This window comes from Streptomyces sp. NBC_00057 (assembly GCF_045041165.1).
In the GTDB taxonomy this organism is placed as follows: domain Bacteria; phylum Actinomycetota; class Actinomycetes; order Streptomycetales; family Streptomycetaceae; genus Streptomyces.
Genome location: NZ_CP108256.1, coordinates 1,245,954 through 1,262,427, shown reverse-complemented (window position 1 = coordinate 1,262,427; position 16,474 = coordinate 1,245,954). Strand labels below are relative to the sequence as shown.

Genomic DNA, 16,474 nt, shown 5'->3' with positions numbered 1-16,474 from the left:
GGATCATCCGCCGCGCTCCTAGGCGGTGGTGCCGGGACCGGAGCCCGTTCCCGATGCGGCCTTGATGCCCTTGGTGATGTCGTCCATGACGGAGAGCTCCGGCGCCTTGGTGTTGATGTCGAAGCCGGAACGGACGACCATCAGTGTGTCCTTGGAGCGGGGGGACGGGAACGCCAGCGACTGGACGTACCCGTCGTCGCCGCTCTTCGTCACCACTTTCCAGCGCACCAGATAGCCCTGCTCGCCGGCCACGGTGACCGGTCCCGACTTGAGCTCCTGATGCGAGGTGATGCCTCCGTAGATCTTCTCGCCATAGGAATCCGTAGCGTTGGCGGAGATGTCCTTCGTCGCCGTGGCCTTCGCCGTTGTGGTGTCGAGCTTCAGGGCCTTCGCCGGCATGGAGAACACCCCGCCGCGCACGCACTCCTGAGACGTGTCGCCGGGACAGGCGTACTGGCCCGTGGTCACTTCCGCGCCCGCGATCCCCGACTTGCCCGTCCAGCCGTCGGGTACCGGGAGGCTGATTCCGCCGGCCAGGTCCGTGGCGTAGCCGTCCTCGGGCTGCGGCACCTGCTGCTCGGGTGCCTGGTTCTCGCCGCCGCCTCCGGGTGCACCCGGCCCCCGGCCGGGCGCATCGGAAGGTGGGGTGGACGGGGCAGTGGCCGCGCTGTCCTTCGAATCGCCGGAATCGTCCGACAGCAGAAAGAGGCCGCCCCCGATGGCCGCGAGCACCACCACACCTGCGGTGATGCCGATACGCATCCGGCGGCGCCGGATGCGGGCGGGCGGCACGCGGAGATGGTCGGTCCACTGGTTGCCGTCCCACCAGCGTTCGTGAACGGGGCCAATTCCTGTATACCCGGGGTCTGGATGCCAGCCGGGCGGGCTCGTCTGGGTCACGCAGTCCACCGTAGAACGGTTGCGTGAGAATCGGATGAGTCCACTGGACCAGATGAACCGGGCAAATCGGGTGAACGTGGCGAATCGCGCGAATCAGGTGAGGAAGCGCTCCGCCCACAGCCGCAGCATCTCGTCCCCGAACGCCGGGTCCTCGCGCAGCACGCTGGTGAGCGCCGGCCCCCGGTGCAGGACCAGCAGCGATTCGCAGAGTATGGCGAAATCGTCGCGCGCCGCGACCTCCGGCCCGAAGATGCCTGAGATCACGGCGCGCTGAGCGGCGCCCACCTTCCGTTCCGCGGGCAGCAGGGCCGCCTTGAGACCGGGATCGGTGCGGGCCGCGAGCCACAGCTCCAGGCCCGCGAGAAAATTCGGGGGCGCCTACGACGGCGCACTGGGTGAAGCCATCCTGCGCGAACATGTACGCGCCCGGCCGGCCGGGTACAAGGTTCCGAAGACCGTGCACTTCGTGGAAACCATTCCGTACTCCCCGGTCGGCAAGATCCTCCGCCGGGCACTGCGCGATCCCCTGTGGGAGGGCGAACGATGGGCGAGAAACCTGCGGTACGAATCGAGCGCGGCGGCCCCGTGTTCACGGTGATCCTCAGCCGGCCCGAGGTCCGTAACGCCGTGGACGGCCCGACGGCGGACCAACTGGCCGATGCCTTCCGTCAGTTCGAGGCCGACCCGGAAGCAGCCGTCGCCGTGCTGTGGGGCGAGGGCGGCACGTTCTGTGCCGGTGCCGATCTGAAGGGCATCGGTACGGAACGCGGCAACAAGGTCCTGGCCGAGGGTGACGGGCCGATGGGCCCGACCCGTATGCGCCTGAGCAAGCCGGTCATTGCCGCGGTCGCGGGGCATGCGGTGGCCGGAGGGCTGGAGCTGGCCGTCTGGTGCGATCTGCGGGTGGCCGAGGACGATGCGGTGTTCGGGGTGTTCTGCCGCCGCTGGGGAGTGCCGCTGGTGGACGGCGGAACCGTACGGCTGCCGCGTCTGATCGGTGAGAGCCGGGCCATGGACATGATCCTCACCGGGCGACCGGTCCCGGCCTCCGAGGCGTACGCCATCGGGCTCGCCAACCGGATCGTCCCGCCGGGTGAGGCCCGCCGTGCGGCGGAGCAACTCGCTCGGGAGATCGCCGCGTTCCCGCAGCTGTGTCTGCGCCACGACCGGCTCTCGGTGCGCGAGCAGCACGGTCTTGGCGAGCCGGACGCCCTGGCCTCGGAGTACCGGCACGGCATGGTGCCGCTGACTGCGGGGGAGACGCAGGCCGGTGCCGACCGCTTCGGGGGCGGCGCGGGCCGCCACGGGTCCTTCGCCGAATGAACGACGGGCCGCCCGGCGCCACCGGGGCGGTCCGCGTGACCAGCACGCGGACCGGTCCCGACAGCAGGAGAAGGGAGCCATCGGCATCCGCCACCGGGGCAGGGGCGGGCTCTCGGCTTCGCTCCTCGGCCGGTCAGCAACGCTGATGCCGGTCAGCAAACGGACCCCGGCGGAAAATTCGACGGACCCCGGGTATCTCGGCACATACGCTCATCGGATGTCGACATACCTGTACCCCACCAAGCCCCGGCCCGGCGATCGCGTCGCCGTGCTGTCCCCGTCATCCGGTCTCCCCGGCATCCTGCCCCTGCCCCATGAGCTGGGACTGCGCAGACTGCGGGAGGAGTTCGGGCTCGAACCGGTGGAGTACGCGGCGACTCGAAAGATGGGCTCCACCCCGCAGGAGCGGGCCGCCGACATTCATGCCGCCTTCGCCGACCCCGACATCAAGGCCGTGATCTCCAGTATCGGCGGCGACGACCAGATCACCGTGCTGCCGCACCTGGACCGCGACCTCCTGCGCGCCAACCCCAAGCCCTTCTTCGGGTACAGCGACTGCACCAACCTGCTGGTGTTCCTGGGAAACCTGGGCGTCGTCGGCTACCACGGCGGAACAGTGATGGTCGAGATGGGGCGTCCCGGTGCGATGCACCCCCTGACCGCCGACTCCCTGCGTGCGGCGCTCTTCACCCGCGGTGCCTTTGAACTCACCTCGTCCAAGGAGACCAACGGGGCCGGCGGCCGCTGGGAGGAGCCGCGTACCTTCGACTCCGAACCCGAGATGCGGCCCTGCGACGGCTGGATCTGGCACAACGCCGACGGCCGGGCCGTCCAGGGCGCGAGTTGGGGCGGCAGCCTGGAGATCCTGTCCTGGCTGCTGATGGCCGACCGTGAGATCCAGCCGGTCGCCGCCTATGCGGGCCGGGTGCTCTTCCTCGAAACGTCCGAGGAGATGCCGTCCGCCGACGAGGTCTACCGGATTCTGCGGAACATGGGGGAGCGTGGGCTGCTGCGACAATTCCCCGCCCTGCTCATGGGGCGGGCCAAGAACTGGTCCTTCGGCCAACCGCTCGCCGTCGAGGAGGGGGAGCGCTACCGGGAGGAGCAACGCAAGGCGGTCCTGCGGGCGTTGAGCGAATACGCACCCGAGACCATGGCCGTCTTCGACGTCGACCTCGGCCACACCGACCCGCAGCAGATCATCCCGTTCGGCGGGAACATCGAGGTGGACGGAGTGGACCGCCGCATCGTCGTCACATACTGAGACCGGACGCGTCGTGACGGCCTTCGGCAGCGGGTCCCGCACGACTCGCCTTTGGTCCGACCATACGTGATGTGTGACATAGTTGGAGATCGGGCAGCAGACACGAGGGCAACCGGACGATTCCGGCCGAGGCAGGGGGTGACGGATGTCCGTCGAGTGGCAACCCGTGCGGCAGTCCCGTACGCATGAACTCGTTCTCCAAAGCATTGAGCAGCGGGTGTTCGCCGGTGAGCTCAGAGCCGGCGACCGGCTGCCGCCCGAGCGTGAGCTCGCGCCGGTTCTCGGGGTCAGCCGGTCCGCGTTGCGTGAGGCGCTGAGGGTGCTGGAGACCATCGGCGTGCTGGTCGCCCAGCCGGGCCGGGGGCCGGATGCCGGGGCGCGGATCGTACGCAACCCGGACGATGCCCTCGGCCGGCTGCTGCGTCTGCACTTCGCCCTCGGCAGCTACAGCCTCCATGATGTCCTGGAGGCGCGCGTCGTGCTGGAGAGGTCGAGCTTCGAGGCGGCCGCGCGGCACGCCTCGAAGGAGGACCTCGACGAGGCGGAGGCCCTGGTCGTACGGATGGGGGAGTCGGATGTCGAGGTTCCCGAGTTCAACGACCTGGACACCCGGTTCCATGTGCACATCGCCCGCAGTTCCGGCAATGAGCTGACCTCCACGCTCACCTCCGCTGTACGCGAGTCGGTGCGCCCGCTGATCCTGCGAGCCCTGGAGGAGGCCGAGGACTGGTCGGCCACGGCTGCCGCACTCAACGCAGAACACATCGAACTCCTGCGGCTGGTGCGCGCAGGCAAGGGTGCGAGCGCCGCCGACCTGGTCGAACAGCACATCCGCAGCCTCCACGGCACGCTGGTCGACGAGAACTCCGAGCGGCTGTAAGAGCGGTGATCGACGACCGGTGCGTCGGCCGTCGATAAAGAATTGTCAGGGGCATGACAGTGTTCCGGCCGCTCCGGGCGCGCCGCACCCTTCACGCTCCGGACCGAGGCTAGTATGGTCGGACCATAAAAATTGGAGAATCGATCGGAGAGACCCCATGCGCATCGGACTCTTCGCCACCTGTCTGGGAGACACGCTCTTCCCCGAGGCGGTGAAATCGACCGCGGTCCTGCTCGCCCGCCTGGGCCATGACGTGGTGTTCCCGCCGGGGCAGACCTGCTGCGGTCAGATGCACGTCAACACCGGATACCAGCGCGAACCCGTGCCCCTGGTACGGAATTTCGCCGAGCAGTTCGGTGACGCGTCGATCGACGCCGTCGTCATGCCGTCCGGATCGTGCGCGGGCTCGGTCCGCCATCAGCACGAGATCGTCGCCGAGCGGTACGGGGACGCGGCGCTGCGCGCGAGCGTCGCCACAGTCAAGGCCAAGACGTACGAGCTGTCGGAATTCCTCGTCGACGTCCTGGACGTCACCCAGGTCGGGGCATACTTCCCGCACCGGGTGACGTACCACCCCACCTGCCACTCCCTGCGCATGCTCCGGGTCGGCGAGAAGCCGCTGAAACTGCTCCGCGCCGTCGACTCCATCGACCTCGTCGAGCTCCCCGAAGCCGACTCCTGCTGCGGATTCGGCGGCACATTCGCCGTCAAGAACGCCGAGACGTCGACGGCGATGCTCCAGGACAAGATGCGCAACATCGCCGCCACCGGAGCCGATGTGTGCACCGCGGGCGACTCGTCCTGTCTGATGCACATCGGCGGCGGACTCTCCCGTATCGCCTCGGGCACCCGCACTCTGCACCTCGCACAGATCCTCTCCTCCACCCGCACCTCGCCGTACGTTCCGACGGAGGCCGTCCGATGAGCAGCACCTTCCTCGGTATGCCCGCGACCCCGCCCCGTTCCCCGTACGGAACGGGAAATCTGCGTGGCGACCGGACGTTCCCCGCGGCCGCCCACGACGAACTGCGCAATGAACAACTGCGCCGCAATCTCGGCAGGGCCACCCACACGATCCGCGCCAAACGCCTGAATGTCACCGGTGAACTGCCCGACTGGGAAGAACTGCGCGACGCCGGTTCGGCCATCAAGACCGACACCATGAACCGGCTCCCCGAACTCCTGGAACAACTGGAGCGCAAGGTCACCGAGCGCGGCGGCACCGTCCACTGGGCGCGCGACGGAGTCGAGGCCAACGAGATCGTCGCCCGGCTGGTCAAAGCGACGGGCAGCAGCGACGTCATCAAGGTCAAGTCGATGGCCACCCAGGAGATCGGCCTCAACGAGCACCTCGAATCGGTCGGCATCACCCCGTACGAGACGGATCTCGCCGAACTGATCGTCCAGCTCGCGCACGACAAGCCGTCACACATCCTGGTGCCCGCGATCCACCGCAACCGCGACGAGATCCGGCAGATCTTCCTCAAGGAGATTCCGGGCGTCGACCCGGACCTCGACAACGTACCCGCGCATCTCGCCGCCGCGGCCCGCGCCTATCTGCGCGAGAAGTTCATGACGACCAAGGTGGCGATCTCCGGCGCCAACTTCGGTATTGCCGAGACCGGCACCCTCTGTGTCGTCGAGTCCGAGGGCAACGGCCGCATGTGCCTGACCCTGCCCGACACCCTGATCACCGTCATGGGCATCGAGAAGGTGCTGCCGCGCCATCAGGACCTCGAAGTCTTCCTGCAGTTGCTGCCGCGCTCCTCCACCGGTGAGCGGATGAACCCGTACACCTCGATGTGGACCGGTGTGACACCCGGCGACGGGCCGCAGGACTTCCATCTGGTCCTGCTCGACAACGGACGCACCGCCGCGCTCGCCGACCGGATCGGGCGCGAGGCGCTCAGCTGCATCCGCTGCTCGGCCTGTCTCAATGTCTGCCCGGTGTACGAACGGGCCGGCGGCCATGCGTACGGATCGACGTACCCCGGACCGATCGGCGCGGTCCTCACCCCGCAGCTCGCCGGGATGCACGCGGCCAAGGACGACCCCAACAGCTCTTTGCCGTACGCCTCCAGCCTCTGCGGTGCCTGCTTCGACGCCTGCCCGGTCAAGATCGACATTCCGTCGCTGCTGGTGGAGCTGCGCCACCAGCACACCGAGCAGTCCGGTACGACGGCGGAGAAGCTGGCCATGAAGGCCGCGGCCGGAGTGATGAAGAGGCCCAAGCTGTACACCGCCGCGCAGAAGGGTGCGGTGATCGGCCGCGTCGTCGCCGGGCGGGACGGGAAGATCTCGCATCTGCCGCCGCCGTTCAACGGCTGGAGCGACAGCCGCGACACCGCCGCCCCGCCGAAGCAGACCTTCCGCTCCTGGCTGGCATCGGCCGAAGGCGCCGCGACGATGCGGGCCGCCGCCGACGAGTACGAGCAGAGCCAGAAGAAGGAGGAGGAGAAGTGACGACCGCTCGCGAAACGGTGCTGGGCAGGATCAGGGACGCCCTGGCCCTCGCCCCGGCCCCCGACACCACCGTCCGCCGCGCCTACCGCACCGGCCGCAGCCTCCCCGACGACGAGCGGCTGGCCCTCTTCACCGACCGGCTCGTCGACTACAAGGCACAGGTGCACACCTGCACCGCAGAGGGCACGGCGCAGGTCGTCGCCGAGGTGCTGCGGGAGTGCGGCGCCCAGCGGATCGGTGTGCCGGCCGGACTCGACGCGGCGTGGCTCGGCGCGTACGACGGTGAGGTTCAGCAGGACTCCGCCGACATTCCGGCTCCCCGGCTCGACGCGTTGGACGGGGTCGTCACCGCCTCGGCCGTCAGCTGCGCGGAGACGGGCACCATCTTTCTGGACGGCTCACCCGACCAGGGGCGGCGGGCGTTGTCCCTCGTCCCCGATCTGCATGTGTGTGTCGTCGATCTGTCGACGGTCGAGGTCGGGGTGCCGGAGGCGGTGGCCCGGCTCGTGCCGGAGCGGCCGACGACGCTGATCAGCGGTCCTTCGGCCACGTCCGACATCGAACTGGAGAGGGTGGAGGGCGTGCACGGTCCGCGCACACTGGCCGTGGTGATCAGGACAGACGTGTAGGGGAAGGCGGCGGCGAGGAACGTACGCGCGTACCTCTCCAGACCGTCGGAACGCACCCCGGATGTGGACGGGCGGCCCGGCAGGTCCAGCAGCGCGCCGCCCGGAGTGGCCCACTGCCAGGCGGCCTTGAGCAGTCCGTCCGCAGCCGCCTCCCAGTGCGCACGGGTGTAGCCGGTGTGGGGGCTCAACACCCGTTGATCGGTGGGGAGTTCGATGGGAGAGCCCAGATGGGGTGCGGTCATGCGAGGAATGCCAGCCTTTCGCGTCGTACGGGGTGGGCGAATCCGTCGCCCGCGGCCCAGCGGCCGGCCTCGCCGACCACCAGATCGACCAGTCGCCGCCACTCGTTGCCCTGCGAGCCTGCGAGGTGCGGAGTGATGGTCACGTTGTCGCACTCCCAGAGGGGGTGTGCGGCGGGCAGGGTGTCGGGCTCCGTGACGTCGAGGATCGCCCGGATCCGGTCCCGCCGGAGTACGTCGACGAGTGCGTCCTGGTCGACGACGGCGCCCCGCGAGGTGTTGATGAGCACGCCGTCGGGCCGCATCGAGGTGAGTAGTTCACGGCTGACGAGCCCGCGGGTGGCCGGCAGCAGGGGGGTGTGCACGCTCACCACGTCGCTGCGAGCGAACAGTTCACCGAGGCCGACGGGCCGGACGCCGAGAGCGGCGGCCTCCGCCTCGGAGACGTACGGATCGTGGAGCAGCACCGGCAGGTCGTACGGCCGCAGCAACTCGATGACGCGTCGGCCGATCAGCGAGGCGGACAGAATGCCGACGGTACGGCCGTAGTTCCCGACCTCCGTCGAGGTGGCGAGCCAGTTGTCGCGGCGGCGTTCCGTCCGGTAGTCGCGGGCCCGTTCCAGGACCCGTTTGCCGGAGAGCAGGATCATCGCGACGGTGTACTCCGCCACCGGCAGGGCGTTGGCGGCGGCCGCCGACGACACCTCGATGCCGCGTTCCCAGCAGGCTTCGGTGATGTGCCCGCGGATGGTGCCCGCGGTGTGGACGACGGCGCGCAGATGCGGCGCCGCGTCCAGGGCCGCCCCGTCGAGCGGCGGACAGCCCCAGCCGGTGACCAGGACCTCCACGTCGGCCAGTACGGCGCGCGCCCGGTCGGTGGTGAAGTCGTCGAGAACGGGCAGGGGAGCGAGGTCGCACACCTCGCCGAGCGCGGCCAGGGACCGTGCGTCGAGGAGCGCGGCCGCGGCGTCCGGCTTCATGGTGACGGCGGCGCGCGGTCGGTTCCGCGTGCCGGGGGAGGTGCGGGCGGTGCTGGGCATCTTTCTCCTGGTACGGGGGTGGGGGTGGCGGCGCGGCTATTTGACGGCGCCCGCGGTGAGCCCCGACTTCCAGAACCGCTGGAGCAGGGCGAAGGCGAGAATCAGCGGCAGGACCGCGAGCAGCGAACCCGTGATCACGGCGATGATCTGCCGCTGCCGCTGCAGGCGCTGAGCGCGCCTGTCAGAGGCAGGGCGGCGATCGTGGCGAGCACGGATCGACGACTCTGTCGACCGGGCATGTGCGCCTCCCGCGGCTCCTGATTCGGGTCACGGGGAATCTTGATCGGCTGATCGGTAGTGGTGCACGCATCGGTCAAAAGGCCAGGTTGGCGCACCGTGATCGGTTTTGAGCCTTTGGAGGTCAACTCTTTTCGCATGCACCGCACTTGCTTACGGTGATCACTGCGTCGCGCCGGGGCCCCGGCTTGGACGTCATCAGAGCAGGGCTTTGCACCAACCGGCGAATCACGCCGCTGATGCCTCTCTGGTATGCCCTGTGTTCTTTCGACATCTTCATCTGAAGGAGTGCACACGAATGACGAGGACAAAGTTCATCGCTGCCGCGCTGCTCACTGTGTCGCTCGCGGTCCCCACGGCCACTGCCGTTGCCGCTGACGCCGTCGCCAAAGGCGCCCATGCCTGGTCTCCGGCTGACGGCGGTGACAGCGGGAAGATAGCCGTCAAGGACAACAGCAGTGATGGGGACCCGGTGAAGGCCGAGTACTACCGGGTGGACAGCTCGGAAACGAAGCGGACCCTGTGGAATCACAGCGGCCCGGGAACCACCGTCTACTCCGGTGACGGGTCCAGAATCCACAAGTTCAAGGCGTGCGACGAGAACTACGGCTCGCCGGACGACTGCTCGGGCTGGGTCATTCCGTAAGTCTGCTCTTCACGCCCAATATGCCGCGCCGGCCCGGGACGGGCCGGCGCGGTGTCCCCATTTTCTGACAAGAGGCAAAATTCTGTGAAGCAAAGTGATTCGTCGGGGCTCCGCGTGAGTGGCCTCTGCTATCGGGTCGAGGGACGGACTCTCCTCGACGGCGTGGAGTTGTCCGTGTCCGCCGGCGAGTCGGTCGCGGTGACCGGCCCCAGCGGGTCCGGTAAGTCGACGCTGCTCATGTGCGTCCTCGGCCTGATCAAACCGCAGGCGGGCACCATCACCGCCGGGGGCCGGGAGATCACCGGGCTCAGGTCCACGCAGCTTGCGCAGGTACGGCGGGAGACTCTGGGCATGGTGTTCCAGTTCGGTGAACTTCTGCCCGAGCTGAGTCCGGTAGAGAACGTCGCCCTGCCGGTCCTGCTCGACGGAGGCCGCCACCAGGACGCCTACCGACGCGCGGAGGAGCTCCTCGACGAGCTCGGTGTCCCTGTCGGTTCCACCCCGACCGGCATGCTCTCCGGCGGCGAGCGCCAGCGCACTGCCGTTGCCCGGGCTCTGATCACCGAGCCGGACGTCCTCCTCGCCGATGAGCCCACCGGCGCCTTGGACCCCGACGCCAAGGAGGAAGTCGCCCGGCTGCTGTTCACGACTGCCCGTGAGCGGGGCTGCGCACTGCTGTTGGTCACGCATGACCTGACGGTTGCTGCTCGGGCCGACCGCCGACACGAGCTCCTCGGCGGGATCCTGGCCGAAGCAGGAGCCCTCTGATGCAGGAAAGAGCCCGAACCGCAGGAAAGTTGTTCAGGATCGGTCTCGCAGCGGGCCGCTCCACTCCCGGCGACCGTCTGCGCTGGTGGGGTCTGTTCTGCGCCGCGGCCGCAGTCGCCTTCGTCACCTTGGCGACCGTGGCCACCGTTGCGACGTATCACGGCCGTGAGACCAGAGCGGACGCCAGAGGGCCGGTGATCACTTTCAGCAAGGACGCCACGCTGCTGTACCGGGAGGGGATCGACTCTGTCGGCTCCAGGCCCGTATCCATCGTGTTCGTACACCCCCTCACACCCGAGGCTCCTCTTCCTGCCGGTGTGGCCCGCTGGCCGGATCCGGGCGAGGTCCTGCTTTCTCCCGAACTCGTCAGGACCGGACGCGGAGAGGGAATCCTGAACCGGTACGGACGGTTCGCCGGAACCATCACCAATGATGGGCTGGTCACTCCCTCTGAGCGGATCGCGTATGTCCGGGTGGCGGACAGTCCGCCGAAGAGCGATCCCAGGTGGATGGGAGTGTCTGCCTTCGGAAGCGGCGGCGGAGCGACGGGAGAGATGGCCGATCAGCCCTCTGTGACCTCCCCTGTCCTCGCTCTCTGGGCGCTGACCGGGCTGCCCGCCCTCGCCCTGGCTGTGGTCGCTGCTCGGGTCGGCTCCCGCACCCGTGACCGGCGCAGCAGCCTGCTGCAAGCCCTGGGTGGGACATGGCGGCACCGGATGATCGTCAACATCGGTGAAGCCGCGATTCCTGCAGTATTGGGAACAGTCACCGCGTTCGTCCCGTATGCCGTGGCCTCCGTATGGGACACCCGCCTCGCGCCCACCGGATACATCCTCGACCAGCGTGACGTGTGGGCGGCATGGCCGACCGCCATGGCGTCGGCGGCTGTATCTCTGTTGGTCGTGCTGGGCATCGTGGTGGGTACGCACCGCATTGCCCGGGACGGTACGTCCACCCGCCCCGCCTCTTTCACCTCCCGTGTTCCCGCGTGGCGCCTGGTCGCCTGTGGTGTCGGCGTCGCGCTGGTCCTGACGAGCCAGTACGTGCCCCGGAAGGCCCAGCTCGTCGTGTTCACCTGCGGGACCGTCGTGATGTGGGCCTTTCTTTCCTCGGTCGTGGCACTCCTCACCCGCCACCTGGGCTCCTGGCTCGCCGCCAACGGGAAGCGCAGGGGGCATGCGGGCCGCATGATCGGCGGACGGTGGACGCACGCGCATCCCGGCGTGATCGTGCGCCTCGCTCTGGCCATGGTGATCGGTATCGGGATTGTCGCCCAGATGCAGGTGTGGACCAGCAGGCTCGGAGTGCATTCACAGGCGGCAGCCGCCACGCACCAGCGGATCAAGGACACGGTGATCGAGGTGACCTCCGGCGGCATGACCGCGCCGGAGACGGACCGGTTCCGCTCGTCGCTTCCGTCCGGTTCGATACTGCTGAACCGGACTTTTTACGATCCGGGAGCGTCCAGAGACCCCTGGACGACCATCGGAGGATCCTGCCGCGACCTACGCAGGTTGCATGTGACCTGTGACGGTGACACGAGGGCAGTGGCGGGAAGCAGTGCCCAGTTGGCCAAGGTGGAAGAGATGCGCCGCTGGTACGGCGACCTCAGATTCACACAGGTCCCCCGGATCAGCGTGAAGCCGGACGGCACACAGTCCCTTCTCGTCGTGCCCCCCGCACCGGGGCAGCTCGCAGCGGTGAAGCAGGCCGCGTTCACACTTCCCAACCCCTCGGTGCAGGTCGAGGCCCTGGGCGGAAACTGGCTGGGGTCCTCGCGCTCTCGCCTGCCGAACTGGATCCAGCTGTTCGGCATCACTGGCATCCTGTTCATTCTCGTGGCCGGTTCGATGAGCGCGGCGGCCGAGTTCGTCAGGGTCCGCCACGCTCTCGCCCCGCTCTCCGTCCTGACCGGCCACCGCCGGGTATTCCGCTCCGTGACCTCATGGCATCTGACCGTCCCGTTGCTCATCTCCACCGTTGTCGCCGGGGCCGTGACCGCATGGCATTCGGTGTTCTTCATCGCCCTGGTACAGGAAGGCTCCGTGTCCTGGACGATTCTCGGATACGGGATCACAGCGTGTGCTGCGGTTTCCCTGACCGTCGGTTTCCTCGGCGCACGAGCGGCAGCCCGGGAGGCCAACCAGTGGCGACCCACCGCCGACTGAACGAAAGCACACCACGGCCGGCTCTTACCGAGACCACGCGCTGAGCCGGCGCATTCCGGCGCAATCGGCACGCAGTGCAATCGGCGCCCGACGCAGCCGGTGCACAGGGGCCGGACATCACGTGCAAGGGCGGGCGTGGGGCGCTTCCCGGCGTCCGCCCGGCGCCATGGGAGGCGCAGTGCGAATTCATCTGGTGACCGTGCCGTGGCAGCCGCTCGAACTCCCCTCGCTCCAAGTGGGACTGCTGCACTCACTGCTGCACCGCACCCGCCCGGACGACGAGGTGCGCGAGTCCCACGGCTCCTTGCGCTGGGCGGAATTCCTGCTGGAACGCTCGCAGGGAACGCTGCGACCCGGCGATCATGTCGCGGTGGGGAGCGAATCCATCTTCGACAGCCTCGGGGACCGGGTATTCTCCGGTGTCCTGCACAAGGATCCCGAATGGGGTGTGGCCCGGCCGAAGGACTACGCCTCGCGGCGCGGGATCGATATCGGCACGGCGACCGCGATGCGCACCCATGCGGCGGAATTCATCGACGAGAGAGAGGAACGGTGGACCTGCTGGCGGCGGAACGCCTCGCGTGGGTGACGGACGGCCGGGTGGTGGCCCTGCCACCGTGCGTCCGCCGGTGGCCCGTCCCCTGCACAGACATCTGAACGATGGAGCCGCCGCCCGACCCCCCTTCCTCTCCTCCTCGTACGGCTTTTGCCGGTGCCGGGAGCGACCACCCCGCGCACCCCGGACACTCCCTGCTGCGCCACCGCCCGTTCGCGCTGCTCTGCGGAGAACAGATCGCCAGCTCGGTGGGGCGCCAGGTCGCCACCCTGGCGCTCGCACTGCTCGCGGTGACCCGGCTGGACGCGGGCCCGTTCGGCGCGTCCGCTCTGATGGCGCTGAGCTATCTCCCCGGAGCGCTCCTGGGCCCGTTCGCCGGTGTGCTGGTCGACCGGGCACGTCTGCGCGGCCTGACCGCTCCCCGCCACCCGCGAGCTCGCTCTTCCCGCCTGGCAGTTGGGGACGGTGTACGCCGCGTTCAGCGTCGCGACCGTCCTGGGAGAGCTGCTGGCCGGCCGGTTCGCCGCCACCATCGGGCTGGCCCCGGCGACCCGGATCTGCGCGGTTGGGCGGCCTTCGCCATCTTCCTGGTTCCGGCCGCCTCCCTGGGATTCGGCTTCCCGGCGCTGCTTTCGTACCAGTTCCTCTTCGGCCTTTCGGCCACGGTCTGGGCCCTCTCCATGACCACCACCCAGCAACTGATCACACCGCCCGAGCTCCAGGGCCGGGTTGCCGGGGTCTCCAGGCCGCACTCATCGGTACGGTGCCGATCGGCGCACTCGGCGGCGGCGCGCTCGCCGGCTGGCTGGGTCCCGGTGATCACAGGTGGGGCGACGGTGGCGCTCCTGGCTGCCGCCTGCCTCTGGCTCCCATAGGTGGGCCTACCATCTGTTCCTGGCATGGACACTCTCACACTCTGGCAACTGGCCGCGCTCGCCGCGGCATCCGCTCTCGTCGGCTTTTCGAAGTCGGCCGTCAGCGGCGCCAAACGATCAGTCTGGCGGTCTTCGCGGCCGTACTCCCGGCCCGCGACTCCACCGGAGTACTGCTCCCGATCCTCATCGCAGGCGATGTGCTCGCCGTTCTCATCTACCGGCGGCACGCCCACCGGCCGACTCTGCTGCGGCTCTTCCCCGCTGTAGCCGTCGGCGTGGTGGCGGGAACGGCCTTCATGATGTGGGCCGACGACGCGGCCGTACGGACATCGATCGCCGCGATCCTGTTGTTCATGGCAGGTGTCACCATCTGGCGGCGGAGGCCCGCGGCCACGGGCCGGGAGGTCACGGAGGAGTCCGGCGCACCACCGATGCGAGGCGGCGGCAGGTTCAAGGCCCGCTCGTACGGGGTGCTCGGCGGTTTCACCACCATGGTCGCCAATGCGGGCGGCCCCGTCATGTCGCTCCATCTGCTCTCCGCCGGCTTCCGGAAGCTCGGCTTCCTGGGGACGTCGGCGTGGCTCTTCCTCATCGTCAACACGTCCAAGGCGTCGTTCAGCGTGGGCCTCGGCCTCATCGACGCACAGTCGCTGCTACTGGACGCCTGCATGCTGCTGTTCGTCCTGCCCGGCGCGTACATCGGCCGCAAGTGCGTGGACCGCATCAACCAGAAGCTCTTCGAGCAGCTGGTATTCGGCGCGACCGTTCTCGGCGGACTCCAACTGCTCCTGCGCTGACCGCACACAGCGCGTTCCGTACCGTCACCGCACACGCGCCTCAGCCCTCCCCGACAGCTGCTCGCTGCGGCCGGGGAGGGCTGAGAACACGGCGTGGACGGGGCGGGGTCAGACGATGCCTTCCTCGATCTCCGCCTGCTCACGAGCGTTCCCGTACGCCGAAGGCGTGCTGTACGAACGGCGCGCGACGAACCACCACACGGTGGCCAGAACCAGCACCGCGACCAGCGCGATCGACGCGTAGTTCATCGAGTCGACCGTCACCGGGGACGACTGCGGGAGCAGGAACAGCACGGTCACGATGGCGACCCACACCACGGCGATCCAGCCGATCGGCTTGCTCCAGCGGCCCAGGTGCCAGGGACCGCGTTCGAACCGGTCGCCGGAGCGCAGCTTCAGGAAGATCGGGATCGCATAGGCGGGCGTGATGCCGATGACATTGATCGCGGTCACCGCACCGTAGGCAGTGGCGGAGTACAGCGACGGCAGCGCGAGCACTCCGGCGATGACGACCGACAGCCACACCGCGTTGACGGGTGTCTGGGTGCGCGAGCTCACCTTGTGCCACAGCGCCGAGCCCGGCAGTGCGTTGTCACGGCTGAACGCGAACACCATCCGGCTGGCGGCGGCGACCTCGGCGTTGCCGCAGAACAGCTGCGCCGCGATCACGATCAGGAGCATGGCCGTGGCCCCGGAGGTGCCCAGCGCATCGATGAGGATCTGTGCCGGAGGCACCCCGGTTGCGCTGTCCTGGGCGCCCGCGTAGTCCTGGATGGCGAAGGTCAGCCCGGCCAGCAGTACGAAACCGGCGACCCAGGAGACCCAGATCGCGCGGACGATGCCCTTGGCGGCCGTCACCGAGGCGTTCGACGTCTCCTCCGACAGGTGGGCGGAGGCGTCGTAGCCGCAGAAGGTGTATTGCGCGAGGAGCAGGCCGATCGCCGCCACATACAACGGGTTGTGCCAGCCGGTGTCATTGACGAACTCGGTGAAGACGAACGACGGCGACTGGTGGTGCGAGGGCACGATGGCCAGCACGGCGACGATCACCGCGACACCGGCGAGATGCCACCACACACTGATGGAGTTGAGCACGCTGACGAGGCGGACACCGAAGAGATTCAGCACGGCGTGCAGCAGCAGAATGCAGACAAAAATGATCATTGTCTTGCCCGGTGTGGGGGTGAATCCCCACTGCAGATTCATCAGCGCACCGGTGAACAGCGCGGCGCCATAGTCGATACCCGCGATCGCACCGAGCAGCCCGAGCAGATTCAGCCAGCCGGTGTACCAGCCCCACTTGCGGCCGCCGAGCCGGTCGGCCATGTAATACAGCGCCCCCGAGGTCGGGTAGGCGCTGGTCACCTCGGCGAGTGCCATGCCGACGCAGAGCACGAAAAGACCGACACCGGCCCAGCCCCAGAGCATCACCGCCGGGCCACCGGTCGACATGCCGAAGCCGTACAGGGTCATGCAGCCGGACAGGATCGAGATGACGGAGAAGCTGATGGCGAAGTTGCCGAAGCCGCCCATGCGGCGGGCGAGCACCGGCTGATAGCCGAGTTCACGCAGTCGCTGCTCCTCGTCCAGGGGTGGGGTGGTCTCCGCACCCGACTTGGTCGGGGTGGATATGGACATGGGAAAGACCTCCATGAGCGGGATGGGGAAGGGACGGAAAGGGATCGGTTC

General features: G+C 68.5%; 15 protein-coding genes and 3 pseudogenes. 12 read left to right on the top strand and 6 right to left on the bottom strand.

Annotation, left to right across the window (positions count from 1 at the left end; genetic code table 11):
• Positions 1-18: 18 nt before the first annotated feature.
• Complete coding sequence (locus OG953_RS06145; RefSeq protein ID WP_405682936.1) at positions 19-900, bottom strand: DUF2510 domain-containing protein; 882 nt, start codon at positions 898-900, stop codon at positions 19-21.
• 93 nt (positions 901-993) lie between these two features.
• A complete protein-coding gene (locus OG953_RS06140; protein WP_405682935.1) occupies positions 994-1,185 on the bottom strand; it encodes a hypothetical protein in 192 nt (63 codons plus the stop codon).
• A 258-nt stretch (positions 1,186-1,443) separates the two neighbouring features.
• On the opposite strand from OG953_RS06140, the gene OG953_RS06135 reads away from it, so the two are divergent.
• The 6 genes from OG953_RS06135 to OG953_RS06110 all read left to right on the top strand — a co-directional run bounded on the left by OG953_RS06135 (position 1,444) and on the right by OG953_RS06110 (position 7,459).
• The gene (locus OG953_RS06135) at positions 1,444-2,223 is read left to right on the top strand and encodes a crotonase/enoyl-CoA hydratase family protein (protein ID WP_405682934.1); all 780 of its coding nucleotides are present in this window, start codon (positions 1,444-1,446) and stop codon (positions 2,221-2,223) included.
• 217 nt (positions 2,224-2,440) lie between these two features.
• A complete protein-coding gene (locus OG953_RS06130) occupies positions 2,441-3,487 on the top strand; it encodes a S66 peptidase family protein (protein WP_405682933.1) in 1,047 nt (348 codons plus the stop codon).
• A 145-nt stretch (positions 3,488-3,632) separates the two neighbouring features.
• Positions 3,633-4,367 (top strand): FadR/GntR family transcriptional regulator, encoded by a 735-nt coding sequence (locus tag OG953_RS06125; protein WP_405682932.1) that lies wholly within the window; start codon positions 3,633-3,635, stop codon positions 4,365-4,367.
• A 157-nt stretch (positions 4,368-4,524) separates the two neighbouring features.
• Complete coding sequence (locus tag OG953_RS06120) at positions 4,525-5,292, top strand: (Fe-S)-binding protein (protein ID WP_405682931.1); 768 nt, start codon at positions 4,525-4,527, stop codon at positions 5,290-5,292.
• On the top strand, positions 5,289-6,830 hold the full coding sequence (locus OG953_RS06115) for a LutB/LldF family L-lactate oxidation iron-sulfur protein (protein ID WP_405682930.1): 1,542 nt from the start codon (positions 5,289-5,291) through the stop codon (positions 6,828-6,830). The genes OG953_RS06120 and OG953_RS06115 overlap by 4 nt, the downstream gene beginning before the upstream one ends.
• A complete protein-coding gene (locus OG953_RS06110; RefSeq protein ID WP_405682929.1) occupies positions 6,827-7,459 on the top strand; it encodes a lactate utilization protein C in 633 nt (210 codons plus the stop codon). The genes OG953_RS06115 and OG953_RS06110 overlap by 4 nt, the downstream gene beginning before the upstream one ends.
• A gap of 2 nt (positions 7,460-7,461) precedes the next feature.
• Here the strand turns inward: OG953_RS06110 and OG953_RS06105 are convergent.
• The 3 genes and pseudogenes from OG953_RS06105 to OG953_RS06095 form a co-directional block, all read right to left on the bottom strand.
• A pseudogene (locus OG953_RS06105) lies at positions 7,462-7,701 on the bottom strand (DUF2264 domain-containing protein); the annotation flags it as partial.
• A complete protein-coding gene (locus OG953_RS06100; RefSeq protein WP_405682928.1) occupies positions 7,698-8,738 on the bottom strand; it encodes a hydroxyacid dehydrogenase in 1,041 nt (346 codons plus the stop codon). The gene OG953_RS06100 and the pseudogene OG953_RS06105, both read right to left, overlap by 4 nt.
• 36 nt (positions 8,739-8,774) lie before the next feature.
• Positions 8,775-8,876: pseudogene (locus OG953_RS06095) on the bottom strand (carbohydrate ABC transporter permease); the annotation flags it as partial.
• 397 nt (positions 8,877-9,273) lie between these two features.
• Here OG953_RS06095 and OG953_RS06090 point away from each other — a divergent pair.
• The 6 genes and pseudogenes from OG953_RS06090 (at position 9,274) to OG953_RS06065 (ending at position 14,785) form a co-directional block, all read left to right on the top strand.
• A complete protein-coding gene (locus OG953_RS06090) occupies positions 9,274-9,621 on the top strand; it encodes a hypothetical protein (protein ID WP_405682927.1) in 348 nt (115 codons plus the stop codon).
• An 84-nt stretch (positions 9,622-9,705) separates the two neighbouring features.
• The gene (locus OG953_RS06085) at positions 9,706-10,389 is read left to right on the top strand and encodes an ABC transporter ATP-binding protein (protein WP_405682926.1); all 684 of its coding nucleotides are present in this window, start codon (positions 9,706-9,708) and stop codon (positions 10,387-10,389) included.
• Positions 10,389-12,557, top strand: coding sequence for a permease (locus OG953_RS06080; RefSeq protein WP_405682925.1), 2,169 nt, complete (start codon positions 10,389-10,391; stop codon positions 12,555-12,557). Before OG953_RS06085 ends, OG953_RS06080 begins: the two co-directional genes overlap by 1 nt.
• Positions 12,558-12,735: 178 nt before the next feature.
• Positions 12,736-13,146, top strand: coding sequence for a hypothetical protein (locus OG953_RS06075; protein WP_405682924.1), 411 nt, complete (start codon positions 12,736-12,738; stop codon positions 13,144-13,146).
• Between the two features lie 71 nt (positions 13,147-13,217).
• A complete protein-coding gene (locus OG953_RS06070) occupies positions 13,218-13,988 on the top strand; it encodes a hypothetical protein (RefSeq protein WP_405682923.1) in 771 nt (256 codons plus the stop codon).
• A gap of 24 nt (positions 13,989-14,012) precedes the next feature.
• Positions 14,013-14,785, top strand: a pseudogene (locus tag OG953_RS06065) (sulfite exporter TauE/SafE family protein).
• A gap of 108 nt (positions 14,786-14,893) precedes the next feature.
• Here the strand turns inward: OG953_RS06065 and OG953_RS06060 are convergent.
• On the bottom strand, positions 14,894-16,423 hold the full coding sequence (locus tag OG953_RS06060) for an amino acid permease (protein ID WP_405682922.1): 1,530 nt from the start codon (positions 16,421-16,423) through the stop codon (positions 14,894-14,896).
• Positions 16,424-16,474: the final 51 nt, after the last annotated feature.